The organism is Paractinoplanes rishiriensis (assembly GCF_016862375.1).
Classification (GTDB): domain Bacteria; phylum Actinomycetota; class Actinomycetes; order Mycobacteriales; family Micromonosporaceae; genus Actinoplanes; species Actinoplanes rishiriensis.
Genome location: NZ_BOMV01000120.1, coordinates 1 through 26,797 on the forward strand (window position 1 = coordinate 1; position 26,797 = coordinate 26,797).

At 71.1% G+C, this 26,797-nt stretch carries 17 protein-coding genes and 1 pseudogene; 11 read left to right on the forward strand and 7 right to left on the reverse strand.

The features are described 5' to 3' along the window. Positions 1–303: pseudogene (locus Ari01nite_RS47545) on the reverse strand (RCC1 domain-containing protein); the annotation flags it as partial. A 387-nt stretch (positions 304–690) separates the two neighbouring features. Further along, positions 691–3,243: a tetratricopeptide repeat protein gene (locus Ari01nite_RS47550; protein WP_203791134.1), complete on the reverse strand. Its 2,553-nt coding sequence runs from the start codon at positions 3,241–3,243 to the stop codon at positions 691–693. A 55-nt stretch (positions 3,244–3,298) separates the two neighbouring features. On the opposite strand from Ari01nite_RS47550, the gene Ari01nite_RS47555 reads away from it, so the two are divergent. Further along, on the forward strand, positions 3,299–3,880 hold the full coding sequence (locus Ari01nite_RS47555) for a DinB family protein (protein ID WP_203791136.1): 582 nt from the start codon (positions 3,299–3,301) through the stop codon (positions 3,878–3,880). Positions 3,881–3,885: 5 nt separating this feature from the next. Here Ari01nite_RS47555 and Ari01nite_RS47560 read toward each other — a convergent pair whose 3' ends face one another. Beyond that, positions 3,886–5,280, reverse strand: a complete 1,395-nt coding sequence (locus Ari01nite_RS47560; RefSeq protein ID WP_203791138.1) for an FAD-dependent monooxygenase — start codon at positions 5,278–5,280, stop codon at positions 3,886–3,888. A 354-nt stretch (positions 5,281–5,634) separates the two neighbouring features. Here Ari01nite_RS47560 and Ari01nite_RS50690 point away from each other — a divergent pair, with 354 nt between their 5' ends. Together Ari01nite_RS50690 and Ari01nite_RS47565 are read left to right on the forward strand one after the other, a co-directional pair. Further along, a complete protein-coding gene (locus Ari01nite_RS50690) occupies positions 5,635–6,012 on the forward strand; it encodes a VOC family protein (RefSeq protein WP_239163653.1) in 378 nt (125 codons plus the stop codon). Positions 6,013–6,031: 19 nt separating this feature from the next. Continuing rightward, positions 6,032–6,979, forward strand: a complete 948-nt coding sequence (locus tag Ari01nite_RS47565) for a serine hydrolase domain-containing protein (protein ID WP_239163654.1) — start codon at positions 6,032–6,034, stop codon at positions 6,977–6,979. Between the two features lie 50 nt (positions 6,980–7,029). Here Ari01nite_RS47565 and Ari01nite_RS47570 read toward each other — a convergent pair whose 3' ends face one another. Together Ari01nite_RS47570 and Ari01nite_RS47575 are read right to left on the reverse strand one after the other, a co-directional pair. Then, complete coding sequence (locus tag Ari01nite_RS47570; protein WP_239163655.1) at positions 7,030–7,311, reverse strand: hypothetical protein; 282 nt, start codon at positions 7,309–7,311, stop codon at positions 7,030–7,032. 9 nt (positions 7,312–7,320) lie between these two features. After that, positions 7,321–8,463, reverse strand: a complete 1,143-nt coding sequence (locus Ari01nite_RS47575; protein WP_203791142.1) for a DUF3500 domain-containing protein — start codon at positions 8,461–8,463, stop codon at positions 7,321–7,323. Positions 8,464–8,528: 65 nt separating this feature from the next. Here Ari01nite_RS47575 and Ari01nite_RS47580 point away from each other — a divergent pair, with 65 nt between their 5' ends. After that, complete coding sequence (locus tag Ari01nite_RS47580; RefSeq protein ID WP_203791144.1) at positions 8,529–8,849, forward strand: putative quinol monooxygenase; 321 nt, start codon at positions 8,529–8,531, stop codon at positions 8,847–8,849. A gap of 35 nt (positions 8,850–8,884) precedes the next feature. Here the strand turns inward: Ari01nite_RS47580 and Ari01nite_RS47585 are convergent, their stop codons facing one another. Continuing rightward, complete coding sequence (locus Ari01nite_RS47585; protein WP_239163656.1) at positions 8,885–10,168, reverse strand: cellulose-binding domain-containing protein; 1,284 nt, start codon at positions 10,166–10,168, stop codon at positions 8,885–8,887. A gap of 200 nt (positions 10,169–10,368) precedes the next feature. Between Ari01nite_RS47585 and Ari01nite_RS47590 the strand changes: the two genes are divergently transcribed. The 5 genes from Ari01nite_RS47590 (at position 10,369) to Ari01nite_RS47610 (ending at position 21,391) form a co-directional block, all read left to right on the forward strand. After that, on the forward strand, positions 10,369–11,868 hold the full coding sequence (locus Ari01nite_RS47590; RefSeq protein ID WP_203791147.1) for an Ig domain-containing protein: 1,500 nt from the start codon (positions 10,369–10,371) through the stop codon (positions 11,866–11,868). Positions 11,869–12,427: 559 nt separating this feature from the next. Further along, the gene (locus tag Ari01nite_RS47595; protein WP_203791149.1) at positions 12,428–13,393 is read left to right on the forward strand and encodes a trypsin-like serine peptidase; all 966 of its coding nucleotides are present in this window, start codon (positions 12,428–12,430) and stop codon (positions 13,391–13,393) included. Between the two features lie 58 nt (positions 13,394–13,451). Next, positions 13,452–18,590: a diguanylate cyclase domain-containing protein gene (locus Ari01nite_RS47600; protein ID WP_203791156.1), complete on the forward strand. Its 5,139-nt coding sequence runs from the start codon at positions 13,452–13,454 to the stop codon at positions 18,588–18,590. Positions 18,591–18,704: 114 nt separating this feature from the next. Continuing rightward, positions 18,705–19,817 carry a PP2C family protein-serine/threonine phosphatase gene (locus Ari01nite_RS47605; RefSeq protein WP_203791157.1) on the forward strand — a complete coding sequence of 371 codons (1,113 nt, stop codon included), beginning with the start codon at positions 18,705–18,707 and terminating at the stop codon, positions 19,815–19,817. Next, positions 19,814–21,391: a sensor histidine kinase gene (locus Ari01nite_RS47610; RefSeq protein WP_203791161.1), complete on the forward strand. Its 1,578-nt coding sequence runs from the start codon at positions 19,814–19,816 to the stop codon at positions 21,389–21,391. The genes Ari01nite_RS47605 and Ari01nite_RS47610 overlap by 4 nt, the downstream gene beginning before the upstream one ends. Here the strand turns inward: Ari01nite_RS47610 and Ari01nite_RS47615 are convergent. Further along, positions 21,344–22,360, reverse strand: a complete 1,017-nt coding sequence (locus Ari01nite_RS47615) for a LacI family DNA-binding transcriptional regulator (protein ID WP_203791163.1) — start codon at positions 22,358–22,360, stop codon at positions 21,344–21,346. The two genes, Ari01nite_RS47610 and Ari01nite_RS47615, sit on opposite strands and share 48 nt — an antisense overlap. 252 nt (positions 22,361–22,612) lie before the next feature. On the opposite strand from Ari01nite_RS47615, the gene Ari01nite_RS47620 reads away from it, so the two are divergent. Beyond that, entirely contained in the window at positions 22,613–24,358 is a 1,746-nt protein-coding gene (locus Ari01nite_RS47620) for a family 43 glycosylhydrolase (RefSeq protein WP_203791164.1), read from the forward strand. 13 nt (positions 24,359–24,371) lie between these two features. Continuing rightward, on the forward strand, positions 24,372–26,765 hold the full coding sequence (locus Ari01nite_RS47625; RefSeq protein ID WP_369076794.1) for a glycoside hydrolase family 95 protein: 2,394 nt from the start codon (positions 24,372–24,374) through the stop codon (positions 26,763–26,765). Positions 26,766–26,797: the final 32 nt, after the last annotated feature.

Below are 26,797 nucleotides of genomic sequence, written 5' to 3' on the forward strand. Positions count from 1 at the left end.
GAGGGTGCCGTCGGTGCGCACGGCGCAGGTGTAGCTGGTGCCGGCGTCGACGCTGGCCCAGGTGGTGGCGGTGCCGATCGGGGTGGGTGCGGCGACGTTGGTGGTGCTGCCGTTGCCGACCTGGCCGCTGTAGTTGCCGCCCCAGCACCGCAGGGTGCCGTCGGCGGGGATGGTACAGCTGTGCCCGTAACCCGCGGCGACCTTGACACCGGCCGGACCGGCCAGCACCTCGTCGTCGGCGGACGCCGTGCCGATCACTGCGCCGATCCCGGCCGCGGCGATTGCGGCTGCCGTGCCCGCCACCGCGATTAGGCGCTTCAGCGAACGCCGTCGACCATCTTGAAATTTGCTCATGTGCCCGTTTTTCTCCCAATGACGTCGATGCATATGCAATGGTGGCGACGTTGCCACTAGGGTCGCCGGGCGCGACCCCTCGTTCATAGCATCGACATTCGACATTGACTACAAGCAATGCATCCTAATCCAGATCCTGGTGCGTGCAGACGAACAGCATGGTGTCGACCTCGATCGACCGGGCGGCGTCCGCCGGGTGTGCCGTCCGAAATCGTCCGGGAATCACCGTGAGGGTGGTGCGGTGCCGCAAAGTTGGTGTCAGGACGGCACGAGGGGCGGCTTGAGCAAACGGGGGGATCCCACCCACGGGACCGGTGGGATCGGCCCAAGCGCCCCTCACCGTCCGCCAAGGCGGGCGCGGAGCGCATCGGCCTCGGGCAGGCCCAACTCGGAGTAGAGGGCCAGCGCCCGTTCGTCGTGCTCCCGCGCCTGCTCGGCGTTGCCGAGGGCGCGGTGTGCCGCACCCAGCCCGGCGAGGGCGCGGGCCTGCTCGTCGCGGGCCTCGTCCTCGGTAGCGATGGCGAGAGCGGCCGTGTGGTGATCGAGGGAGGCGGCGTGGTTTCCGGCGAGGTGGGCGGCTTCGCCGAGACCATTGCGGGCGTACGCCTCGCCGAACCGGTAACCCGACTGCCGGCTGATCGTCAGGGCCTCCAGGTAGAGATCGTGGGCCCGGTCGGCGTCGCCCATCCGGGTGTGCAGCATGCCGAGGCTCTCCAGCGAGTCGGCCTCACCGAGTTTGCTGCCCAGTTCCCGGTAGAGATCCAGGCCCTGTTGCAGGTGCACGGCGGCCGCCTCGTAACGGCCCGAGCGCATCTCGATCTCGCCGAGGCCGTTGAGCGTGCCGGCCTCGCCGGTGCGGTGGCCGATCTCGCGGGCCAGGGCCAGCACCTCGGTGAACGTCTCGGCGGCCGCCTCGTAGTGACCCAGCCGGCCCTCGACGTTGCCGAGGTTGCGCATCGCGCCGGCCTCGCCGGACCGGTTGCCCATCTGCCGGTGCAGCAGGATGGCCCGCCGGTAGTGGTCGCTGGCGCCCGGGAAGTTGCCGGACTGCTCGGCGGCCATGCCGAGGTTGTTGCTGGCGCGAGCCTGCCCGGTCAGGTCGTCGGCCTCGCGGAACAGCCGCAGGCCGCGCTCGAAGTGCTCGATGGCGGGGACGAGCTGGCCGAGGTGCAGGTAGGCCACGCCGAGGTCGGTGAGGGCGTGCGCCTCGGCGGTCGGGTCGTCGTTGGCGCGGGCGGCCTGGTGGGCGTACCCGTGCACGGTCAGCGCGTCGTTGTAGTGCCCGCCGTCGAAGTAGCGGAACAGCACCCGGGGCAACTGGGTGCCATGCGCCAGCCAGCCGTTGGTGGTGGCGTGCGCAACGACCGCGATCAGGGTGGGCCGCTCGGCGTCCAGCCACTCCCGCGCGCCGTCCGCGTTGCGCAGCTCCGGGGTCGGCTGGCCGCCCTCGGCGATCTTGGGTCGCAGGTAGCTCTCGGCCGGGTAGAGGATGTCCATGGCGGCCGACGCGGTCGCCAGGTAGTGGTCGAACAGGCGGGTCAGCGCGTTGCGGCGCTCCGATGGTCGTTCCTCGTCGCCGGCCCGCAGGATCGCGTACGCGCGCACCAGGTCGTGGAAGGTGTACCGGCCGGGGGCGGCGGGCTGCAGCAGGTGGTCGCCGAGCAGGTGTCCGAGCAGCGTGCGCGCGGTGTCCACGTCGAGGTCGGCCAGCGCGGCCGCCGCGTACGCGTCAAAATCCTGGCCCGGATGCAGCGCGAGCAACCGCAGCAGCCGCCGTTGCTCGGCGGTCAGGTGCTGATAGGAGAGATCGAGCGCAAGCTCGACGCCGGACTCCAGGCGCCGGTCGCGGTGCCGCTCGTCGAGGCGGTCGGCGTGGTCGGTGAGGGTCCAGCCCGGCGTGCCGCGGATGTGCCCGGTGACCAGGCTGAGCGCCAGCGGCAGGTAGCCGCAGCGCCGGGCGATGCGGGCCGCGGCCTCCGGATCGCCGCCGGGCGGGACGTCGGGCACCGCCCCGAGCAGGAACGCGACGGCCTCGCCGGGGGCGAAGACGTCCACCGTGAGCTGCGTCGTCGAGTGCAGGCCGTCGAGGCTGCGCCGGCTGGTGACCAGGGCCAGGCAGCCCGGTGTGGCCGGCAGCAGCGGGCCGACCTGCTCGGCGCCGGCGGCGTTGTCGAGCAGGACGAGCGTGCGGGTGCCGGCCAGCAGCCGGCGGTAGAGCGCGGACCGTTCGTCGAGGTCGTGCGGCACCTGCTGGCCGGTCACCCCGAGCAGCCGCAGGAAGCCGTCGAGCACCGCGCCCGGGTCGGCCGGCGGCTGGGCCGGGTCGGGGTGGAAGCCGCGCAGGTTGACGAACAGCACCCGCTCGAACGGCTCCGCCCGGTGCAGCAGGTGACCCGCGTGCACCGCGAGCTGGGTCTTGCCGACGCCCGCCATGCCCTCGATGGCCGAGATGACCACCGCGGCGCCGGCCCGGGTAGCGTTGCGCAACTGGTCGAGCTCGCCGCGCCTCCCGGTGAACCCGGCCAGGTCGGGCGGCAGCCTGTCCTGCACGCGGACCTGCGACGACGCCTCGATCTCGCCGCCCACGACGCGCAGCGCCTGACGCCACTGGGCCACGTATCCGGTGTCCGCGCGCATGGCCTGCACCACCGCGATCACCAGGTCGGCGTTGACCCGGCGGCGCCCGGTGCGGAAGCAGTCCGCGACGGTCGACCGGCGCGCCAGCTCGGCGGCGGGCCGGCCCTCGGCGGTCCAGGCGGCGTTGACCCGTTCCTTGATGGTCTCGTACGACGGATCGCCCGCCCAGATCTTGAGCAGCCGCAGGCGCTCGACCAGGTCGTCCAGGGTCGCGGCCGACGCCGGGTCGGGCGGCGTCGTGAACGTACTCATGGCCCTCCACAGTGGAAATCGACATTTTAGCGGCCGGTTGTGACAGTCTGCCGTGATGGAGGATCCCAAGGCCGCCCTCGTCTTCTACCTGACGCGGGGGCGCGAGGCGTTGATCTGGAAGACCGAGAACCTTTCCGAGTACGACGTGCGCCGGCCGCTGGTGCCGACCGGCACCAACCTGCTCGGGCTGCTCAAGCACGTCACCGGTGTGGTCGCCGGATACTTCGGCGAGTGCTTCGGCCGGCCGTTCCCGGAGCCGCTGCCGTGGATGGCCGAGGACGCCGAGCCGAACGCCGACATGTGGGCCACCGAGGACGAGTCCCGCGACCACATCGTCGCCCTCTACCACCGCGCCTGGGACCACGCCGAGGCCACCATCGCCGCGCTGCCGCTCGACGCCACCGGCGAGGTTCCGTGGTGGCCGGCCGACCGCAACCGCCCGACCCTGCACCGCGTGCTGATCCACATGATCGCCGAAACCGAACGGCACACCGGCCAGGCCGACATCGTCCGGGAACTCGTCGACGGCGCGGCCGGCGCCCGGGCCGAGTTCTCCAACCTGCCGGACCGTGACACCGCGTGGTGGACGGCGTATCACGCCCGGTTGGAGCAGGCGGCCCGGGCGGCGTCCGGCTGACCGGGCTACGACGGCTTGCCGAACCAGCGGGCCAGGTGGTCCTCCAGGTCCTGCTGGTCGTCGCCGATCCAGGCGACGTGGCCGTCGGGGCGCAGCAGGAGGCCCGGAACGTCCAGGACCGCGGTGCGATCCGCGAGGTGGTCGACCCGGTCCGACCAGCCGCCCGCGGTCAGGCGTCCGGTGCGGTCCAGCAGCAGGCCGCGGCCGCGGTGCAGCAGATCGTAGAGGCGGCCGCGTTCGACCTCGACGTCGGGCAGGCGCCGGCCGAGCAGGTCGGGGCCCGGGCCGAAGTCGTAGCGGATGCCGATCCCGCTGATCTTCTCGGTCAGATAGCGGTTCACCTCGTCGAAGTCCATCAGTTCGGCGAGCAGTTCGCGCGCCGCCCGCGCGCCCGGTTCGGGGGACCCCAGCGCCGTCTGGGCGCGGGTGTTGTCCAGCACGTCGGCGGCGACCGGATGCCGTTCGGTGTGATAGGTGTCCAGCAGCGTTCCGGGTGCCCAGCCGCGGACCTCTGCGGCCAGTTTCCAGCCGAGGTTGACCGCGTCCTGCACGCCCAGGTTCAGGCCCTGCCCGCCGAGGGGTGGATGGATGTGTGCCGCGTCGCCGGCCAGCAGCACCCGCCCGACCCGATACCGGTCGGCCAGCCGGGTGGCATCGCCGAAGCGGGACAACCAGCGCGGCGAATGGACGCCGAAATCGGTGCCGGCAATGGCGCGTAACCGCTGCCGGAAATCGTCGAGGGTGGGCGGTTCGGCGCGGTCGCTGACTCCCGCGGCGGGGACCACGACCCGATAGACGCCGGCGCCCGCGGGCCGGAGATGGACGCGGCGGTCGGTGATTTCCGCCGGCGGCGCGGCCAATCCCATCTCGCCCATCAGTGTCTCGGTGCGCGCGGGCTCGCCGGGGAATCCGACGCCGAGCAGTTTGCGTACCGTACTGTGCGCGCCGTCGCAGCCGACGAAATAGCGTGACCGCAGCCGTTCGCCGCCGGCCAGTTCGACGGTCACCCCGTCGTCGTCCGGCTCGAAGCCGGTCACCGCGGCACCGTGCCGGACCTGCGCACCCCGTTCGATCGCATGTGCTTCGAGCAGGTCGACGATGACCGGCTGCGGAATGCCCAGCAGATACGCGTACGCGGTATCCAGGTTCTCGGGCGCGGGTTTGTCGATGGCGGCGAAGTAGGCGCCGGCCGGACGCTGCCGTCCCCGTTCGAGAATGCGTTCCAGCAGCCCGCGCATCGCCATCAGTTCGATGCTGCGAATATGCAGCCCGACGATGCGGGCCGCGGATACGGGTTCGGTTTCCTTTTCCAGCACGAGGACCCGCACGTCGTGCAGCCGCAATTCGGCGGCCAGCATCGCACCGGCCGGCCCGCACCCGGCAATGATCACGTCAAACATCGGTGTTGCCTTTCGGGAGTGTCCGGCGCTCCCGGCGACACCTACGTCAATCGCCCGACCGTGACGGAAAGGGGGAGCACCCACGTCGATACAGTGCGCATGGGTCTCACCTCCTCGGGCGGTGTCAAGGTCAGCTGCAAGTTACCGGCTTTTCCGCCCGACGTACAGTGAGGCGATGTCTTCCGTGGATCGCGCCGAGGCCATCCTGCGGGGGCCATCCGCCGCTGGCACCAGGATTGACCGCCGGGCGGATATCTGACGGCACCTGGATGCGCGGGGTCAAAGTCCGGGTGGACGGAGCAGATTTGACCGCTGCGGTCAGGATCTGACCGCAATAGCGGGCAAGATGGCCTCATGACAGCGACGTGGAAGATTGAGCTCATCCCCGTGCCGGTGACCGACGTCGACCGGGCCAAGGAGTTCTACGAGCGGATCGGATTCAACGCGGACCACGATCATCAGGTGCATGACAAGCTGCGGTTCGTGCAGCTCACCCCGCCCGGGTCGGCGTGTTCGATCGTGCTGGGCGACGGAATCACCGAGAAGGCGCCGGGCACCCAGGAGATTCAGGTCGTGGTGGCCGACGCCCACGCGGCCCGCCGGCAGCTGGTCGAGGCCGGCGTGGAGGCCAGCGACGTCGACGTGCAGGCGTGGGGCACCTTCGTCTACTTCCGGGACCCGGACGGGAACAGCTGGTCCCTGCAGGCGATGGACACGCGCCCGAACGGCTGAACACCGCTATCTTGGCGGCGTGGCAGCTGATGACAAAAGGGGCCGAGTGGTGGCCGGCTACGCGAACGCCGCGGGCGTGACCTGGCTTGACGATGCGGCCGAGGATGCCGACACGGTGGTGTGCATCGCGTCGGCCGGGAAGTGGATCGTCGCGGCCTGCGTCGCCGTGCTGGTGCGGCAGGGTGATCTCGATCCCAGCCTGCCGGTGCGGACGCTGCTGCCCGAACTGCCGGACTGGGCCGCGCCGATCCGCCTCCACCACCTGATCCACCACACCAGCGGGCTGCCCGACAGGGCCGTCATGGACCGGGGCTTCGCCGGCGAGGTGAGCGAGTGGACCAACGAGACCGTGCTCGGCCTGCTGTCGACCATGCCGGAACCGCAGGCCGAGCCCGGAACGGAGTTCTCCTACTGCACCACCGGCTACGTCTGCCTGACCGAGCTGGTCGAGCGCGCCGGCGGCCGCCCGATCGCCGAGGTCGCCCAGCAGCACCTGTTCACCCCGCTGGGCATGGCCTCGACGCAGTTCTGGAAAGGCCCCGGGTTGCACCCGCCCACGGTCACCGCCCACCCGCCGTGGCACCCCGGCGTGCCCGCACCGCAAACCGGCGACGGCGTCTGGTCGACCGCCCGCGACATGCTCCGCTGGGCCGAGGCGATGCAGACCGGCGCGCTCGGCCCCCGCCTCACCGCGACGTTGCGCCAGCCCGGAAAACTCAGGGACAACACCATGATCCCGTACGCCTGGGGCGCGTCCATCCTGCCCGGCGGCGAGACCCCGGCGTACGCCCACCCCGGTTCGTGGCCGGGCTGCCAGACGTACGTGATCACCGCCCCCGCAACCGGCACCGCCGCGGTGGTCATCGCCTACACCGATGACTCCCAGAAGGCCGAAACCCTGGGCAGAAAGCTAGCCGGCGTCGATCAAGATCCAGGCAGCGACCCGAGTCCCGGCAGATCTAGTTGAAAACCGCCCTCGTTCCGCGCTCGCGGATCTTGGCAGCTCCCTGGACGGATCTAGACGTCGGTCACCTCGATGACGCGTGCGACGGGTGCGGCCTCGCCGACCTGTGACCGTAATGCGAGACGCTCCGGATCGGCCATGAAGGCGTCCAGCCCCGCCCGCTGCTGAAAGCGGATCAGGTGCACCTCGGTGTTGCCGTCGGTGCTGCGCGTGCGCCGTTCCACCTCGCCGCCGTGCCGGCCCAGCAGGCCGAGCACCGCGTCCTCGTAGCGCCGGCCCTCCTCGGTGTGCCCGGGAGTCATCTCGACGATTGCCACCAGCAGCAGTCCTGTCACACCGCGAGACTAGTGGTGGCGGTCGCGGTGGGCGCCCAGCACGTCCAGGCCGAAGTCGTTCTCCGGATTGCGCCAGACCGAGTGGGCGTGGTTGGCGTTGCGTTGCGTGTTGTCCCATTCCAGGAGCACATTCGGGCCCTGTACGCGGTAATAGTGCGGCGCACCAGGCTCGGTGGCACCGGCCCACGCGAAATGCAGGGCGTCCAGCGCGCTGTCGTCGTACGTGCTCATCGGTGAGACCGCCTCGGGCACCCGCCCGAAGTAGGTGTCCAGTAAAGACCGGAGCAGATTGCGCTGGTCGGGTTCGAGGTCGGCGGCGGCGATTCCTTTTGGCCGTACGGTGTATTCGAGTGCCCGGTGCTCCGCCTCACCGTAGGCGGCCGCCTGGTCGATCGCGTCGCTCAATGCCTGCAGCCTTTCCTGTTGCGCCTGATCCGCGAATCGTTGGCGCCAGATGCCGGCCAGCGGAATGCCCCGGTCGCCCTCGGCGATCGACGTGCGGTTCGCGGTGATCAGGTCGGACGGGGCCTTGCCGGAGAGGATCGTGCGGCGGGCGGCGTCGGGACTCAGCGAACGGACCAGTTCGCGGGCCAGGTCCTCGACCCGGGCCAGCGGACGGTTGACCGCGCCGCCCAGCAGTTCCGAGGCGGCCGGGTCGGCGCCCAGGAAGCACGGCGTGGTGGCGACCAGCTCGCCGTCCACGATCAGGTTGTTCAGCGACACGTGGTGGCCGCCGAACCGCCAGCCCCAGGTGCCGCCGGCCGGGTCGCCGAAGACGCGCAGGTAGTACAGGCCGGGGTCGCGGCCGCGCTCGCGGTCGAACTGGGCCACGAAGCCCTCGGTGTGGTCGAGGATGTTTTCCAGGCCCATCGTGGTGGCCACCGTGACGTAGCCGGCCCGGGACAGCCCGGTGGCGACCAGCCGCATGGCCGCCCGGTGCTGTGCGGGCCGCTGCTGGTGGACGGTCAGGCCGCCGTGGTCGGTGGGGGTGTAGAACCAGCGCCGCCGCTCGGCGTCGTCGGCCTCGTCGGACGGCAGGTGCCCGACCGCGATCGCGCGCTGGTCCGGGCTCAGCAGCTCCAGCCACGCCTGCGCGGCCTCGGCCATCGTCCGGGCGACCTGCCGGCGGGGCGTCTCGACCTCATCCACCATGGGCCCAATCTAGTGCCAGGATGAGGTGCTGAGCCGCACACTGCGTGATCGCTCCGGAGGCGACGATGACCACACCCACCGACGACCGCCGCGATTTGCTCACGGTAATCGCGTACATGAAAGCTGCGCCGGGAAAGGAGGCCGAGCTCAAGGCCGCCCTGGAGGCGTTGATCGAGCCGACCAGCAAGGAACCCGGCTACGTCAACTACGACCTGCACCAGGGCATCGAGGACCCGGGCACGTTCATCTTCTACGAGAACTGGGAGTCGCCCGAGCACCTCGACGCCCACCTGGCGACCACGCATCTGGTGCACTTCGCCGGCATCATGGGCGACCTGCTCGACGAGAACGGCCTGACCATCAACCGGGTACGCCGCATCGCCTGAAAGGTGGGGGCGCATCGCGCCCCCACCCGGGTGAATCAGTAGCCGTAGCGGCTCTTCAGGTGGCGCCACCAGTCGCGCAGCATCCACTTGTCGAACTCGGTGATCTGGTTGGTGGTGTTGGCCTTCATGAGGAAGCAGCACACACCGGTCGGCGTCCAGTCGTAGAAGTCGTCCAGGCCGTAGGTATGTCCTATTTCGTGTAGTAGGACGTACATGTTCGTGGCGTTGATGTTCTGCATGTAGTACTCGCTGCCGAGGCGCTGGCCCCAGTCACCGCCGTGGCCGCCGCCGAAGCCCGCGGTCAGCCAGAGCGAGTGGTCGTAGTGGCGGGCGGCGCCGCCGGGGCAGTTCGGGTACTGGCCGTTCTGGTTGAAGAAGCGGCCGCACGTCGTCGCGCACTGCGGGGCGTTCTCGCGGATGTCGTTGACGTAGATGTCGACCGAGTTGTCGGTCCACTGCAGCTGCGCCCGGTCGCGGACCGCCCAGCCGACGACCCGCACCGGAACGGCGGTGTACGGGAAGCCGCTGAAGCCGACGACCTGGTCGATGATCTTCTGGTACTGGCGCTGGAGGGTCGCGTGGATCTGGTCGCGCTGGGCGGCCGTCACCGAGGCGGAGGAGTCCCACCGTACGCAGTAGTTGATGTAGCCGCCGTTGGCCAGGAGCTGGTCCCAGCCGTAGTTGCGGAAGCCGTACAGGTTGCCGTTGCTGTACGTGTCCTCCTGGTGCTGCCAGACCTCGTTGAGCGGGGTCACCAGGTTGCTCGGCGGGTTCCACTCGCTGGTGGGCGGCACGCTCGTGGGCACCGTGGTCGGCGGCGTGGTGGGCTGAGTCGTGGGCGGCGTGGTCGGCTGCGTCGGGGGAGTCGTCGGCCCAGTGGTCGGCCCAGTGGTCGGGTTGACCGAGCCGGTACAGGTGACGCCGTTGAGGGCGAAGTTGCCGGGCGCCGTGTTCGATCCGCTGAAGGTCGCGTTGAAGCCCAGCGAGGTCGAGCCGTTGGTGGCCAGGGCGCCGTTCCAGCTCGCGTTCGAGACGGTGACGTTCGCGCCGGACTGGCTGTGCTGGCCGCCCCAGGTCTGGCTGATCTGCTGCGAGCCGGGGAACGTCCAGGTGAGACGCCAGCCGGTGAGCGGGTCGCCCAGGTTGGTGACCGTGACGTTGCCGGTGAACCCGCCGTTCCACTGGCTGGCGACGGCGTACGACACCTGACAGCCGGCCGCCTCGGCGCTGGCGGACAGCACGCCCATGACGCCGCCGGTGACGAACGTGGCGACGGCGGCGACGCCGGCGAGGACGCGGCCGGTGCGCAGTCGTTTCACAGGTGGCTCCTTTCAAGATCGTATTGACGCATGTGAAAATATCGAAAAGGTTTTCGGCAAAGTAAACGTTGATGGGCGTCAACGTCAAGCCGGGATCGGGCCTTAAGGGATCCCTAATGAACTAATCGATGCTGGTCTATTGACGAAAAGGTTTTCGGTGCTCACGCTGGCGGGCAAACCCCCACGAACCGAGGTCAGAGATGAAACGCGTAACCGTATCGGCGGCCGGTGTGGCCCTGATCGCCGCGGCGACTCTGGTGATCGCGCCCTCGCCGGCCAGCGCCGCGTCCGCGCCCCAGCTCGTCGACATGTTCGGCCGGGTCGTCAACGACTACGGCGTCAAGCTGGTGGACTGGCAGGGCTACCTGGCCAATCCGTACGTGGAACTCACCGTGCGCCCGCCGCAGGATGCCGCCTACCCGGTGACCCTCGATCTCGCCGCCGAGGGCACCTCGCGGCTGATGATGGACCTGCCCAGCCAGCTGACCGCCGGCGGCGCCACCAAGCGGCTCACCTTCGCCAACTCCGGTGAGACCAAGACCTTCAAGCTGGCGATCCACTCCAAGCGCGGACCCGGTGCCGACGAGCGGTACACGCTGCGGCTCACCACCCGCGAGTCGAACAACACCAGCACCGCGCACACCGTGCCGATCCTGGTGCAGCAGGACGAGAAGACCGCGCTCGAACCGACCATCCCGATCACCTTCGACTACCGCTACGACAACATCACCGGGTACTTCACCGAGCCGAACTTCCGGACCGCCGCCGAGGAGGGCGTGAAGGACTGGTTCCGGTTCTTCGCCCTCGCGCCGTTCGACCAGGTGGCCGCCGGTGCCGAGGCCAACCACCTGCCCGGCAACGACTGGCAGAACACGATCAACGTCACCAACCAGTCTGCGTACGACGGCATGTATGTGTTTTTCCGCGGCATCCAGACCCCGTATTCGACCGGTTATCCGGCGCGCAACGGCCGGTACCACACTCGAAACGGCCAGCAGGTCCCCGGACCGATCCACCGGTCGACCGCGATGATCTTCGAGTACGACGAGGCCGGCAAGCAGCTGTTCACCTCGCTGGCCGACGAGGACTGGTACAAAACCACCATCGCCGGCTCGGTGCTCGACGTGCACGGCCTGGTGATGCACGAGTACGGGCACGCGGTCGCCTTCCACAGCGACTGGGCCGGGATGCGTAACTACGTGTCCACCAGCGGCGCCAACGACCAGGAAGTGATTCAGTACCAGGGCAAGGCGGTGGCGCTGGACAGCAGCTACCACGTGCCCGGCGACGCGCCGAACTGGGACCGGATCAGCGGCCAGAGCGGCGGCTGGACCCACCTGTTCCCGACCCGCCGCTGGATGCTGACCAAGCTGGCGCTGCTGATCGCCGAGAACGCGGGCTGGACCCTGAACAAGGAACTCACCCCGTTCCTGAAGCCGTCGATCGTCACCGCGAGCCTGCCGGCGGCGACCCGGGGCCAGGCGTACGAGCAGACCCTGACGGCCAGGGGAGGCGTGCCCTTCTACGACTGGCGGGTGACCTCCGGCGCGCTGCCGCCCGGCGTCAGCCTCAACCGCTTCACCGGCGCCCTGACCGGCACCCCGACCACCGCCGGCACCCACAACTTCACCGTCGAACTGCGCGACTACGACAAGCTCAGCACGCCGGTGACCAGGGCATTCACGGTCACGGTGGGCTAGGAGGCCGCGTTCGCGGTCCCGGTCTGATCCTTGCGGTCCGGACGGCGCGGCGGCGGGACCTGCCGCCGCGCCTCGAACCCCTCCGATCTCGGCGGTCTGCAGTCGTCCACGAACGGCAACTCGACGACACGTCGTCGCGGGGTGAACGTCAGGTGGGCATCGCGGCATGGATGTCACGCCAAGCTCCGGGTAACTGTCCGGGTCGCGGACAGTAGGAGACCGTCACCGATCGGCAGCTTGGCATCAGCAAGCCGTCGATCCGCGCGTTAGGCGCGGTTGTGTCGGGGTCAAGATCCGCATGTGGTGCGGCCCGCCGAACCGGGGCGGGCGGATGGCGGCTCGCGGGTGGGGCCGCTCCCGGTTCGGCTCGCGGCCGTTCTGGGGAGCGGGCGGGTCGGAGGCCAACCCCGGCGGCTCACTCGACACGCGTACGGGGAAATTTTGATCTTGGGCTATGAGGTGGGGATTTGGGCAATATTGTGGGGAATCGCGCGGGTCCGTGGAAGGTGGCCCGGCGGTTCTTTTAGGGAGTTCTGGTATGGGGCGCAAGCCTTTGTTGGTGCCTGTGGTTGTGATGGTGGTGGGTCTGGGGCTGGCTGTCTCGCCGGCTCGGGCCGGTGCGGTGGTTGCTGACCCGTCCAAGACGCCCATCGAGGCGGTGGCGAAGATCAACGGGCAGGTGGTGCGGGACGCGGCTACGGCGCAGCGGCTGATCGACGCCTACTGGACGCCGGAGCGGATGCGGTCGGCGATCCCGTGGAACCCGGAGGGCGTCATCGACGACCCGGAGCTCGAGCGCCGGGACCGGCCCGGCAACGTGGGCAGCCCGGCCACCGACGCGCGTCCGGTCGCGCCGCCGCCCGGTGCCACCGCCCGCACGGTCAACTCGTCGCCCGGCGTGGGCAAGGTGTTCTTCACCAAGCCCGGCGGCGGCCACTACGTCTGCTCCGGCAGCACCATCAACAACCCCACCCGCAACGTCGTCTCCACCGCGGCGCACTGCATCCACGGCGGCAAGAACGGCGTCAACCACGAGAACTGGATGTACGCGCCGCTGTACAACGACGGCGCCACCCCGCACGGCAAGTGGCCGGCCAAGCTGTTCCACGCCACCAAGGGCTGGACCGAGCACAGCTACCACTGGTGGGACTTCGCCTTCGTGAACGTCTGGCCGGTCAACGGCAAGCGGCTCGTCGAGAAGACCGGCGGCAACGGCATCAGCTTCAACCAGAGCAAGACCATCCCGGTCACCGTCCTCGCCTACCCGAGCGCGGCGCCCTACGACGGCAAGAAGCAGATCTACTGCAAGACCAACCTGCACTGGGCCGCGGCCGCGCAGGTCAAGGTGTTCTGCGGGCTGACGCCGGGAGCCAGCGGCGGGCCGATCTTCCAGAACTACGACAACGCCATCCGGTTCGGGTTCACCAACTCGGTGGTCGCGTACGTGTGGGGGCAGCGCAACTACGGGCCGTACTTCGACAGCGACGTGCGCACCGTCTACGACCGCGCCAAGAACAAGGCGTGACGTAACCGGCCGCGCCGGATCCTCAAGTGGGGACCCGGCGCGGCCGATACCGCACGACGTGGTCGCAGTACCGGTCAGTGCCGTCGTCGAGGTTGTGCCGCCCGACGCGTTCGAAGTGCTGGGTGAGATCGGGCGGGGCGCGGAGGCCGTCGTGCACCGGGTCCGCCGGGACGGCACCGAGTACGCCATGAAGCTCCTGCAGCCCAGCACCGCCGCCCACGACGAGGTGCTGCGCCGGCTGCACCGGACCGTGGCGCTGCTGGCCGCGGCGCGCCACCCCAGCCTGGTCCGGGTGCACGAGGTCGGCGTGCACGACGGCCGCCCGTACGTGCTCCTCGATCTGGTCGAGGGCCGGCGCCTCACCGACGTGCTGGCCGGCGGCCCGCTGCCGGACGCGGACCTGATCCGGGTCGGCCTGGGCCTGGCCGGCGCGCTGACCGCGGTGCACGGCTGCGGCCTGGTGCACCGCGACGTCAAGCCGGACAACGTCCTGCTCGAGGCGGACGGCTCGCCCCGGCTCATCGACTTCGGCCTGGCCGAGCGGGTGGCCGGCGAGACCGGTGACCAGGTTGCCGGCACCCTGGCCTACACCGCGCCGGAACGGACCGGCATGCTGCACCGGCAGGCCGACGGCCGGGCCGACCTCTACTCGCTCGGCGTCCTGCTGTACGAATGCGCCACCGGTTCCGCGCCGTACTCCTCCAGCGACGTCGGCGAGCTGCTGCGGCTGCACGCCGTGGCGCCGGTGCCGGACCCGCGCGACGCCGCGCCCGCGCTCTCCCCGGCGCTGGCCGGGATCATCCGCAAGCTGCTGGCGAAGGACCCGGACGACCGCTACCAGAGCGGCACCGGCCTGCTCGCCGATCTTGAGGCAGCCAGGACGCAGCCCGACTTCGCGCTCGGCACCGCCGACGAGCCGGTCGTCGCCGCCGACGTCCCGTTCGTGGGTCGCGACCGGGAACTGGCCGCGCTCACCGAGTTGCGCCAGCGTGGTGGTTTCGTGCAGGTCCGGGGTGCCGCGGGCAGCGGCCGGACCCGCCTGGTCCAGGAGTTCACCGCAGCGGTGGCCCGCGACGGTCACCTGGTGCTGAACGCCCGGTGCGCCCGGGACCGGACCCAGCCGCTCACCGTGCTCCGGGCCGCGATCGACGCGCACCTGCGGGCGGTGAAAACACTGCCCGCCGCCCTCGCCCGGGTCCGCGAGGCGGCCGGCGAGGCCGCGCCGCTGGTGCAGACCCTGTCCACCGGGCTGGCCGAGGTGCTGGCCGCCGGCGAGCAGGTCAGCGACGTGAGCCAGGGCGCCTACCTGAGCGTGCTCGCCGAGTTCCTCGGTGCGCTGGCCACTCGCAGCGGCGGCGCCGTGCTGACCGTCGACGACGTGCAGTGGTGCGACGAGGCGACGCTGCGGGTGCTGCAGCTGATCGCGCCCGGTGCGCCGCTGCTGGTGGTCGCCATCGCGCGGGACGACACCGACGTGCCCGGCGTGACCGCGACGGTCGACGTCGAGCCACTGGACGCCGCCGGCACCGCCGCGCTGGTGGCCGCCACCAACGGCGGCTTGTCCATCTCGGACGAGGTGGCGGCCCGGCTCGCGGCGCGCAGCCACGGAAACCCGTTCACGCTGCTCGCCTACGTGACCGCGGTCGTCGACGCCGGCCTGGTCCGGGTGCACCCGGGCGGCTGGTCGGTCGACGTCGCCGGCCTGGACGCGCTGGAACTGCCCACCGGCGTGGCCGAACTGGTGCTGAACCGGGTCGCCGCGCTCGACCCGGTGAGCCGCCGGGTGCTCGGGCTGGCCGCGGTGGCCGGTCACCGGTTCGCCGCCGGCCTGGTCGCCGAACTGAGCGGCGACGACCGGCACGCGGTGCTCGGCGTGCTGCGGGACGGGACCCGGGAGGGGCTGGTCGAGGTGCGCGAGGACGGCACCTACGCGTTCCCGCACGACCGGATCCGGCAGGCGCTGATCGACCAGTTCGACGAGGCGACCCGGCGGCACCTGCACGACGACGTCGCCGACCTGCTCGACCGCTACCCGGACCGGGACGCCGACACGGTGTACGCGCTGGCCCAGCACCGGATCGACGGCTCGCCCGGCTACGCGCCCGCCGACCTGGTGCGGTCCTGCCACGCGGCCGGCGAACTGGCCCTCGCCGAGTATGCCCCCGAGGCCGCGGTCTACTACCTGGAACATGCCGCGGTCATGGCGCAGCGTGGTGGCATCCGGACCGGCCACGCCTTCCACGAGCTGCTCGGTCGTGCCTACCATCAGGCCGCCCGGCTCGACGAGGCCGCAGCCACCCTGCGGGTGGCCGTCGCCTCGGCCACCGACCCGTTGCAGCGTGCACACAGCCTGCATCTGCTCGGCCGGGTGCACGAGAGCGCATTCGACACCGTCAGTCAGATTCGCGCCGCCGACGAGGCGCTCGCCGAGTTGGGCCGGTCGCTGCCGCGCAACCCGGTGCTGCGCGTGCTGTCCAGCATCGGGTGCCTGTTTGCCGGCCTGCTGGTCTGGCTCACCCGGGTCGGTTACGGCCGGGCCCGTGGCCGGGCCCGGGAACGTGACGTGCTGGTCTGCTCGCTGTTCGAGGATCTCGGCTCGGCCTACCTGCGGGACCTGCGGCCCCGCGAGTCCGTGGTGTACGCGCTGCGGGCGCCGCTGCCGGCCAGCCGGATCGGGCTCACCCCCGAATCGGTCAGCACCCTCAACGCCATCAGCTTCCTCTGCGAGACGTTGCGCATGCACCGGCTCGCCGACCGGTTGTGGACGGCCGCCGACCGTGGCGCCGCCGCGCTGGGCGACCCCGCCCTGGCCGCCCGCGCCTCGTGGCGGCGCGGCATCGCCCGGCACAACAACGGCATCGACTCCGGCGAGACGCTGCGTGAGGTACTGGACCGGCAGGACCGGTGGCTCAACTTCGGTTTCCTCTTGGACGCTCATTCCGTGCTGGCCTGGGACTGGCTCCTGCACGGGGACATGTTCGAGTTGCGCGCCGAGATCGCCGCCTCCCGGCAGCGGGCCGACGCGCATGGGCAGAGCGACCGCAGCAGCGTGGTGACCACCGAGGCCTGCCTGCTCGCGCTGCAGGGCCGCGAGGTCGAGGCCGCGGCTCACCTGCTGCAACTGGACGGGCTGCAGTCGCTGCAGCACTACCAGGTCGATGTGCTGATCGCGCGGGTGCGCGGCGCCCTGGAGCGCGGCGACCTGGGGGAGGCGTACGAGCAGGCCGTCGGTGAGTTCGACGCGCTCGGCCTCAGCCCGCTCGACGTGCTGCCGGCTCAGCACGGCTTCTACGTGATCCGCGCGTACGCCGAATTGGAACGTTTGCGGACCGCGACCGAAGAGGCCCGCGGTGCCCGGCTGGCCGCCGCGAAGGCGGCCGTGGCGGTGGTCGGCAAGGTCACCCGCCGGCCGCTCATGGCGGCGCACCGGCACGTCGTCGAGGCCGCGCTGGCCGACCTGTCCGGCGATCCGGCCCAGGCCCTCGCCAAGCTGGCCGCCGCGGCACCGGTGCTGCGGACGGTCGACGCCCCGCTGGTGGCGTTCGAGGCCGCCGTGGTCGCCGCCCGGGCGCTGCGCGCACTGCGGGTACCCGGTCAGGCGCTGCGCGAGGCGCGCACCGCCCTGGCGATCGCGGAGGAGCAGGGCTGGCCGCAGCGCGCCCGCCGGGTGGTCGCCGAGTTCGGGCTGAATCCGGCTGTTCCGGCGAGCGCCACCACCACCGCCGGCGACAGCTGGCACGGTCAGCGGTGGGCAGCGCTGCAGCAGGTCAGCCTCGCCGCGTCCCGGGTGCTCGACCCGGCCCGGCTGGCCCGGATCGCGCTGGACGAGACCATCCGCATCCTCGGCGCCGAGCGGGCCTACCTGCTGCTCGAGGACGAGGCGGTGGCCGGGCTCGGCCGGTTCGTGGGCCGCGACGCGGGCGGCAACGAGCTCACCGAACTGGCCGGTTACAGCGCCAGCCTGGTCGAGCGGATCCGCGCCGACCGGCGGGCCGTGGTGGTGACCGGCACCCAGGAGGGCGAGGCGCCGGGTTCGCGGAGCATGGTGGCGTACGGGCTGCGCAGCATCCTGGTGGCGCCGCTGCTGCTCGACGACCGGCTGCTCGGCGTGGTCTATCTGGACAGCCGGGTGGCCAAGGGCATGTTCACCGCGGCCGACGTGGACACGCTGACCGCGATCACCCACCACGTCGCGGTCTCGCTGGAGACGGCCCGCACGGCGCAGCTGGAACTGGCGGTCACGGCGGCGAACCGGCAGCGCGACCTGGCCGAGACGCTGCGGCAGGCGATGGCCTGGTTCACCGACACGCTGGAGCCGGATGTGGTGCTCGGCCGCGCGTTCACCAGCCTGCGGCGCGGCGGCGTCGAGGGACACGCCTATGTGGTGCTGGGCGAGTCGGGCGAGCAATCCGTGGTGGTCAAACACCTTCACGGCGAGGAGGTACGCCGGGAGCCCGTCGACGTCGATCCGGCGGACCTGCACACGGCCGCGGATGCCGAGGCGGCCGCGCACCTGCTGGGCCTGCCCGAGCCGGCGGCGAGCTGGCTGGTCGTACCGCTGATCGCCCGGGGCGTCCGGCGCGGGGTGCTCCTGGTCGCGTCGGCGCGGCCGGAGGCGTACGGCGAAACGGATTTGGAGATTGTCGCGGCCCTGGCCGGGCAGGCGATGGCCGCCTACGACAACGCACTGCTGTTCGCGCAGGTCAACGAGCACGCCCGGATCGACGCGCTGACCGGGATCGCCAACCGCCGGCACTTCTTCGACCTGGCCGGCGGCGAGCTGGCGGACGCGCACCGGTATCAGAACCGGCTCGCGGCGGTCATGCTCGACATCGATCACTTCAAAAAGATCAATGACACGTACGGGCACCAGGCCGGCGACGAGGTGATCCGCGAGGTCGTGCGGCGGCTGGCGGCCACCGGCCGGCCCGGTGACCTGCTGGCCCGCTACGGCGGCGAGGAGTTCGTGCTGCTGCTGCCGGACGTCGGCGACGACGCCGCGGCGATCGCCGAGCGGCTGCGCGCCGACGTGGCGGCCGGCCCGGTCGGCACGGCCGCCGGCGACGTGCCGGTCACGATCAGCATCGGGGTGGCCCACCTCGACCCGGCCGAGCGGATCGACGCCCTGCTGGCCCGCGCCGACGCGTGCCTCTACCAGGCGAAAACCTCAGGCCGGAACCGGGTCGTCCTGACCTGAACTGGCACGTTCCTGCTCCTTTTGTTACGCGTCAGATGTTGCACCAGGACAAAGAACCGTGAAGATGTAGGAGCCGCGCCGGACGGACCCCGACAGGAGCCTGCGATCTTCGCCATGTTGCGGGTTCTCCTTGTCGAGGACGACGAGGGTGACGCCTTCCTGGTACGTGAGCTGCTGCACGAGGCGGGCGCCCCGATCGACCTCGTGCTGGCCACCAGCATGCGCGAGGCGCTCACCCTGGTGACCGGGGTCGAGTGCATCCTGCTCGACCTGGGCCTGCCCGACGCCGAGGGGCTCGACGGTCTGCGCAAGCTGCTCGCCGCCGCCGGCAGCGCCGCGGTGTGTGTGCTGACCGGCCGGTCCGACGAGCACCTGGGCATGGCGGCGGTCGCCGAGGGCGCCCAGGACTACCTGGTCAAGGGCCAGGTCGACGGCGTCCTGCTGACCCGGGCGCTGCGCTACGCGGTGGAACGCAAAAGGGCCGACGAGAACACCCAGCGGCTGCGCGAGATCGAACTGCGCCAGGCCGAGTCGGCCCGCCTGGAACGGGGTCTGCTGCCGCAGCCGTTGATGCGAACCACCGCGGTGGCGGTGCACACGTTCTACCGGTCCGGCCGGGCCATGGGCCTGCTGGGCGGCGACTTCCTGGACGCGGTGCAGGTCGGCGACGACCGGCTGCACGTGATCGTCGGCGACGTCTGCGGGCACGAGCCGGCCCTCGGGGTGGAACTGCGGGTGGCGTGGCGCGCGCTGGTGCTGGCCAAGGTGCCGCTGGACCGGGTGCTGCCGGCCCTCGAGCAGGTGCTGATCAGCGAGCGGCGGGCCCGCGAGGTGTTCGCCACGGTCGCGTCGGCGATGCTCGACCTGCCCGGCAACCGGGCCACCGTCCGGCTGGCCGGGCATCCGCCGCCGGTGCTGCTGGCCGGCGGCCGGGCCGTCCCGGTAGCTGCCCGGCCGGGCATCGTGCTGGGCGTCCGCCCGAAACCCGCGCCGGCCACCGAGCTGGCGCTGCCGGACGGCGACTGGTCGCTGCTGATGTACACCGATGGGCTGATCGAACGACTCGACGTCGACGGGTTGTGTGGTCTGCTCGACGAGCCGGCCGCGGCCGAGGTTCCGCCGGCGGCGCTGCCGGCGTGGCTGGCCGGCCGGGCCGACGAGGCCAACGGCGGGCCGCTCGCCGACGACGTGGCGATGCTGCTGATCACGAAGGGGGAGGGGCGATGACCGGCTGGTCCCTGCGCCAGCGGGTGCTCCTGCTGTTCACCCTGGTGGGGGTGTTGATGACCGGGTTCGCGGGGTATGCCGCCTCGGTCGCGGCGGAGAGCAACGAGCAGCTCGACGTACTGCTGGAGCGGACCGGTCCGATGCGCGTCGCCGGTCAGGAGCTCTACTCCGCCTACCTCGACCAGGAGACCGGCGTCCGCGGCTTCGCGCTCGGCGGCACCGAGAAAAACCTGGAGCCGTACGAGAAGGGACGGGCGGCCGAGGACCGGCTCCTGACCCAGATCGAGACGCTGAACGGTCCGGGCGGCCGGGCCGGAATCCGGGACGGCATCGCGCGCATCCGGGCCGAGGCGCAGGCGTGGCAGGGCCAGGTGGCCGAGCCGGTCATCGCGGCGGGCCGGTCCAGCGGCACGGCCGGCGCCCAGGCCGTCATCGACGACGCCGGCACGGACCGCTTCGACGCGCTGCGGGTGGCCATCGACGGCTTGCAGGAGAACATCACGGCGCTGCGCAACGACGCCGCCACCGCGGCCCGGAGCACCGGCTCGACGCTGGTGCTCCTGGAGATCGTCACCGCGGTCCTGGCCGTACTGGTCATCGCCCTGCTGCTGTTCCTGCTGGACCGCCTGGTCAGCCGCCCGGTCACCGACCTGGCCGAGCAGGTCCGCCGGGTGGCCGACGGCGACTACGGCCGCCGCATCGAGAGCAGCGGCTCACCGGAGCTGAGGGCGCTGGCGGCCGACGTGGACGCGATGCGGCAGCGGATCGCCGACGAACTGGCCGAGGTGCGCAGCGCCCGCGAGCAGATCGAAATCATCAACGGCCGGCTCCAGGCCCAGGCCGACGAGCTGACCCGGTCGAACGGTGACCTGGAGCAGTTCGCGTACGTGGCCTCGCACGACCTGCAGGAGCCGCTGCGCAAGGTGGCCAGCTTCTGCCAGCTGCTCCAGCGCCGCTACGCCGGTCAGTTGGACGAGCGCGCCGACCAGTACATCGCCTTCGCGGTCGACGGCGCCCAGCGGATGCAACGCCTGATCAACGACCTGCTGGCGTTCTCCCGGATCGGCCGGATCACGTCCGGCTTCCGCACCATCGACCTCGACCAGGTGGTGACCGAGGCGGCGGCCCAGCTCGACCCGAGCGACGGCAAGATCGAGTCCGGCGGCCTGCCCACCGTCGAGGGCGAGGAGCCGCTGCTGGTCACCCTGTTCGTCAACCTGATCGGCAACTCGATCAAGTTCCGCCGCCCCGAGGTGCCCCCGCTGGTCCGGATCACGGCCCGGCGCGAGGGTGACGAGTGGCAGATCAACGTCCGCGACAACGGCATCGGCATCGAGACCGAGTACGCCGACAAGGTCTTCGTCATCTTCCAGCGGCTGCACTCGAGCGACGCGTACGAGGGCACCGGAATCGGCCTGGCCGTGGTCAAGAAAATCGTCGAATACCACGGCGGCCGGATCTGGCTGGACCTGGAAGTGACCGAGGGCTCCTCGATCTGGTTCACCATCCCGGCCCCGCCGGAGGAGTCACCGGACGGCGGCGGTGCTGCCCCGGACGACGAGGGAGGTGCCTAGCTCGAACCGGTCCCTACCGGCCGCCTCGCCGGCGGTGAGTCCCAGGACCACCTTGGCGGCGAGCGCGCCCATCTCGGCGAACGGCTGCCGGACCGTGGTCAGCCCGGGTGCCAGCCAGGCGGCCTGGTCGACGTCGTCGAAGCCGACCACGCTGAGGTCGTCGGGGATGCGCCGGCCGGACCGCCGGGCGGCCTCGTAGACGCCCATGGCCTGCAGGTCGTCGCCGCACACCACGGCCGTCGGCGGGTCCGGCAGGGCGAGCAGTTCGAGGCCGAGGCGAACGCCGTCGTCGAAGGTGAAGACGCCGCGGCGCTCGAGGCTTTCGTCGTACCGGATCTCCGCATGGTCGAGGGCGGCGCGGAAGCCGTCCAGCCGGGCCCGGGCGGCCAGGTCCTTGACCGGGCCGGTCAGCACCCCGATCCGGCGGTGGCCGAGGCCGAGCAGGTGACGGGTCGCGGCCAGGGCGCCGCTCCAGTTGGTCGAGCCGATCACCGGCACGCCGGGCAGGTCGACGACCGGGTCGAGCACCACCAGCGGGATGTCGTCGCGGGTCAGGAGACCGGCCTGCCGGGCGGTGACCCCGGCGACCACCGAGACGACTCCGGCGGGCCGGCGTTCGAGCAGCGCGTCGATCCATGGCCGGCCGGCGTCGGTGAAGGTGGCCGTGCCGCCGTTCGCCCCGGCGACGTCGGCGACGCCGCGCAGGATCTCCATGGCGATCGAGCCGAGCATCCGGTGGCACACCACCTCGATGCTGCGCGTCTCGACCTCGGCCGGCGGGCGGCGGTACCCGTGGTCGCGCAGCAGGTCCTCGACGCGTTCCCGGGTCTCGGCGCCCACCCCGTCCCGGCCGTTGAACACCTTGGACACGGTCGGGGGCGACACCCCGGCCAGTTCGGCGATCGCCGCGAGGGAGACCCGGCCGCCCCGAGGCTTTCGTTGCGGCGCCGAACTGCCGTCCTCGATCACGGGCGGATTCTATCGATGCATGTCGCTCACTCAAGAAAGCACTGAAAATCGGTTATGCAATCGGGGCATTCCGGTTGCATTGACACACGTCATTGTACGAAATACGTTCGTGCCCATCCGGAAAGTATTTCGTAACCGGTCGCGGCAGCTGCCCATGGGAGCGCATCCTCAGGCCCGCCGCTGAGATCACCGCGGGGCCTCGAGGACTGAAGGGGCCCCGCGGCTCACGCCCCTCAAGACGGAGTAGCCCCGATGCCGATTCGTCGATTGCTCGCTGCCTGCCTGGTCCTGGTCGGCATCCTGGCCCTGTCGCCGGGCGCGGCCCGGGCCGACAACCCGATCGTCCAGACCATCTACACGGCCGATCCCGCTCCGCTGGTGCACGACGGACGGGTGTATCTCTACACCGGTCACGACGAGGACGGGTCGACCTACTTCACGATGAAGGACTGGCGGGTCTTCTCGTCGGCCGACATGGTCAACTGGACCGATCACGGCAGCCCGATGAGCCTGGCCACGTTCAGCTGGGCGGAGGCCGACGCCTGGGCCGGTCACGTCATCGCCCGCAACGGCAAGTTCTACTGGTACGTGCCGGTCAAGCAACGCGGGGGCGGCATGGTGATCGGCGTCGGTGTCGCCGACAGCCCGACCGGACCGTTCCGGGACGCCATCGGCCGGCCGCTGGTCGGCAACGGCGAGATCGACCCGAACGTGTGGATCGACAGTTCCGGTCAGGCGTATCTGTACTGGGGCAACCCCAACCTCTGGTTCGTGCGCCTGAACGCCGACATGATCTCCTATTCCGGCAGCCCCACCAAGATCGCGCTGACCACCGCCGGCTTCGGCACCCGCACCGGTAACGCGAGCCGCCCCACCCTGTACGAGGAAGGCCCCTGGGTCTACCAGCGCAACGGCCTGTACTACAACGTGTTCGCGGCCGAGTGCTGCTCGGAGTTCATCGGGTATTCCACCGCGCCGGGACCGACCGGGCCGTGGACCTATCGGGGGACGATCATGCCGCGGCAGGGCGGCAGCTTCACCAACCACGCCGGCGTCATCGACTTCAACGGCGGGTCGTACTTCTTCTACCACAACGGCGCCCTGCCCGGCGGCGGCGGTTTCACCAGGTCGGTGGCGGTGGAGAAGTTCACTTACAACGCCGACGGCACCTTTCCCACGATCAACATGACCGCCGCCGGTGCGCCGCAGATCGGCACCCTCAACCCGTACACCCGCCAGGAGGCGGAGACGATCGCCTGGGGTTCCGGCGTCGAGACCGAACCGGCCGGTGAGGGCGGCATGAACGTCGGCTGGATCGAGAACGGCGACTACATCAAGGTCAAAGGCGTCGGATTCGGTACGGGTGCCACGTCGTTCACCGCCCGGGCGGCCTCGGCGACCAGCGGCGGCCGGATCGAACTGCGCCTGGACGGCACCAGCGGCCCCGTCGTCGGCACCTGCACGGTGACCGGCACCGGCGGCTGGCAGACCTGGTCCACGGTGAGCTGCCCGGTGAGCGGTGCGACCGGCACCCACGACCTGTACCTGCGATTCACCGGCGGCAGCGGCACCCTGTTCAACCTCAACTGGTGGCAGTTCGGCACCGGCGCCCAGCCGACCACCCAGCCGACCACCCAGCCGACCACCCAGCCGACCACCCAGCCGACCACCCAGCCGACCACCGGGCCTACGACCCCGCCGGCGGCCGGTGCGTGCGGCGCCGCCTATCGCACCACCAGCACCTGGTCGGGCGGCTTCCAGGGCGAGGTGACGGTGACCGCCGGCGCCGCGATCACCAACTGGTCGGTCCGCTGGACCCTCGGCAGCGGTCAGGTCGTCAACCAGGTCTGGAACGGCTCCCTGACCACCAGCGGTCCGACCGCCACCGTGGCGAACGCGTCATACAACGGCGCCCTGGCCGCCAACGCCTCGACGACGTTCGGTTTCCTCGCGAGCGGCACGCCGCCGACAGCGTCGTTCACCTGTAGCGGTTCGTGAGCGGGGGAGCACGATGGCTGACGTGACGCGCCGCCAGTTGCTTGCGGCGGGGATGGCCGGTGCCGGAGCCGCGCTGCTGCCGGCCGGCCGGACGGCCGCCGCGGCGGCCGGCGATCTGGCTCTCTGGTACGACAAGGAGGCCGGCTCGGACTGGCTGCGCGCGCTGCCGATCGGCAACGGCCGGCTCGGCGCCATGGTGTTCGGCAACGCCGGCACCGAGCGGTTGCAGCTCAACGAGGACACGGTGTGGGCCGGTGGCCCGTACGACTCGGCCAACACCCGCGGCGCCGCCAACCTCGCGGAGATCCGGCGCCGGGTGTTCGCCGACCAGTGGGGGCCGGCCCAGGATCTCATCAACCAGACGATGATGGGTACGCCCGGCGGGCAGCTGGCCTACCAGCCGGTCGGCAACCTGCAGCTCGCCTTCGGCAGCGCCAGCGGGCTGTCGGAGTACAGCCGGACGCTCGACCTGACCACCGCCACGGTGACCACCACGTTCGTGCTGAACGGGGTGCGGCACCGGCGGGAGGTTTTCGCCAGCGCACCGGACCAGGTGATCGTGCTGCGCCTGACCGCCGACCGGGCGAACGCGATCTCGTTCGGCGCCACCTTCGACAGCCCGCAACGGACGACCACGTCCAGCCCCGACGGCGCCACCGTCGCCCTGGACGGCATCTCCGGGAGCATGGAGGGCGTCGCCGGACAGGTCCGGTTCCTGGCGCTGGCCCACGCCACCGCGACCGGTGGCACGGTCAGCAGCTCCGGCGGCACGCTGCGGGTGTCCGGCGCCACCGAGGTGACCCTGCTGATCTCCGTCGGCTCCAGCTACGTCAACTTCCGCACGGTCAACGGCGACTACCAGGGCAGCGCGTGGAACCGGCTCACCGCGGCCCGCGCCGCCGGCTGGGACCAGCTCCGCAGCCGGCACCTCGCCGACTATCAGGCGCTGTTCAACCGGGTCACGATCGACCTGGGCCGCACGGCCGCCGCCGATCAGCCGACCGATGTGCGGATCGCCCAGCATGCGAGCGTCAGCGACCCGCAGTTCGCCGCCCTGCTGTTCCAGTACGGCCGGTACCTGCTGATCTCGTCGTCGCGCCCCGGCACCCAGCCGGCCAACCTCCAGGGCATCTGGAACGACGCGATGGCCCCGCCCTGGGACTCGAAGTACACCATCAACGCCAACCTGCCGATGAACTACTGGCCGGCCGGCACCACCAACCTGGCCGAGTGCTTCCTGCCGGTGTTCGACCTGATCCGGGACCTGGCGGTGACCGGCGCCCGGGTCGCGCAGGCGCAGTACGGCGCCGGCGGCTGGATTGCCCACCACAACACCGACGGGTGGCGGGGCGCCTCGGTCGTCGACGGCGCCCTGTGGGGCATGTGGCAGACTGGCGGCGCCTGGCTGTCCACCCTGGTCTGGGACCACTACCAGTTCACCGGCGACGTGGAGTTCCTGCGGGCGAACTATCCCGCGATGAAGGGCGCCGCCCAGTTCTTCCTGGACACCCTGGTCGCCCATCCGAGTCTCGGGTACCTGGTGACCAACCCGTCGAACTCGCCGGAACTGGCCCACCACGCGGACGTCAGCGTCTGCGCGGGGCCCACCATGGACAACCAGATCCTGCGCGACCTGTTCGAGGGTGTGGCCCGGGCCGGCGAGGTGCTCGGCGTCGACGCCGCCTTCCGCAGCCAGGTGCGCACGGCCCGGGACCGCCTGCCACCGATGCGGGTCGGCTCGCGCGGCAACATCCAGGAGTGGCTGGCCGACTGGGTCGAGCCGGAACGCACCCACCGCCACATCTCGCACCTGTACGGCCTGCATCCGAGCAACCAGATCACCCGGCGCGGCACCCCGGCCCTGTACGAGGCCGCCCGCCGGACCCTCGACCTGCGCGGCGACGACGGCACCGGCTGGTCGCTGGCCTGGAAAATCAACTTCTGGGCCCGGATGGAGGACGGCGCCCGCGCCCACAAGCTCATCCGCGACCTGGTGCGCACCGACCGGCTCGCGCCGAACATGTTCGACCTGCACCCGCCGTTCCAGATCGACGGCAACTTCGGCGCCACCTCCGGCATCGCCGAGATGCTCCTGCAGAGCCACCACGGCGAACTGCACCTGCTGCCCGCCCTGCCGAGCGCCTGGCCCACCGGCCGGGTGACCGGACTGCGCGGCCGCGGCGGCTACACGGTGAGCCTGGCCTGGAGCGCCGGCCAGGCCGACGAGATCCTGGTGCGGGCCGACCGGGACGGCTCGGTGCGGCTGCGCGCCCGCCTGTTCACCGGCGGGTTCACGGTGACCGACGCCGGCGACGGCAGCACGCCCGGCACCACCCGTCCGGAGACCGACGTCGTCCAGCTCACCACCCGCGCCGGCCACACCTACCGCCTGGCGCGATCGGCGTGAGCCCGCACCACGACCTGAGAACAAACCGATTG

Bases quoted from the DNA above. Each gene is read 5' to 3' on its own strand.
- Ari01nite_RS47610 (WP_203791161.1), top strand. From the start codon at position 19,814: ATGACCGGCTGGTCCCTGCGCCAGCGGGTGCTCCTGCTGTTCACCCTG.
- Ari01nite_RS47575 (WP_203791142.1), bottom strand. From the start codon at position 8,463: ATGGTGGATGAGGTCGAGACGCCCCGCCGGCAGGTCGCCCGGACGATG.
- Ari01nite_RS47605 (WP_203791157.1), top strand. From the start codon at position 18,705: ATGTTGCGGGTTCTCCTTGTCGAGGACGACGAGGGTGACGCCTTCCTG.
- Ari01nite_RS47555 (WP_203791136.1), top strand. From the start codon at position 3,299: ATGGAGGATCCCAAGGCCGCCCTCGTCTTCTACCTGACGCGGGGGCGC.
- Ari01nite_RS47625 (WP_369076794.1), top strand. From the start codon at position 24,372: ATGGCTGACGTGACGCGCCGCCAGTTGCTTGCGGCGGGGATGGCCGGT.
- Ari01nite_RS47550 (WP_203791134.1), bottom strand. From the start codon at position 3,243: ATGAGTACGTTCACGACGCCGCCCGACCCGGCGTCGGCCGCGACCCTG.
- Ari01nite_RS47560 (WP_203791138.1), bottom strand. From the start codon at position 5,280: ATGTTTGACGTGATCATTGCCGGGTGCGGGCCGGCCGGTGCGATGCTG.
- Ari01nite_RS50690 (WP_239163653.1), top strand. From the start codon at position 5,635: ATGACAGCGACGTGGAAGATTGAGCTCATCCCCGTGCCGGTGACCGAC.
- Ari01nite_RS47580 (WP_203791144.1), top strand. From the start codon at position 8,529: ATGACCACACCCACCGACGACCGCCGCGATTTGCTCACGGTAATCGCG.
- Ari01nite_RS47620 (WP_203791164.1), top strand. From the start codon at position 22,613: ATGCCGATTCGTCGATTGCTCGCTGCCTGCCTGGTCCTGGTCGGCATC.
- Ari01nite_RS47590 (WP_203791147.1), top strand. From the start codon at position 10,369: ATGAAACGCGTAACCGTATCGGCGGCCGGTGTGGCCCTGATCGCCGCG.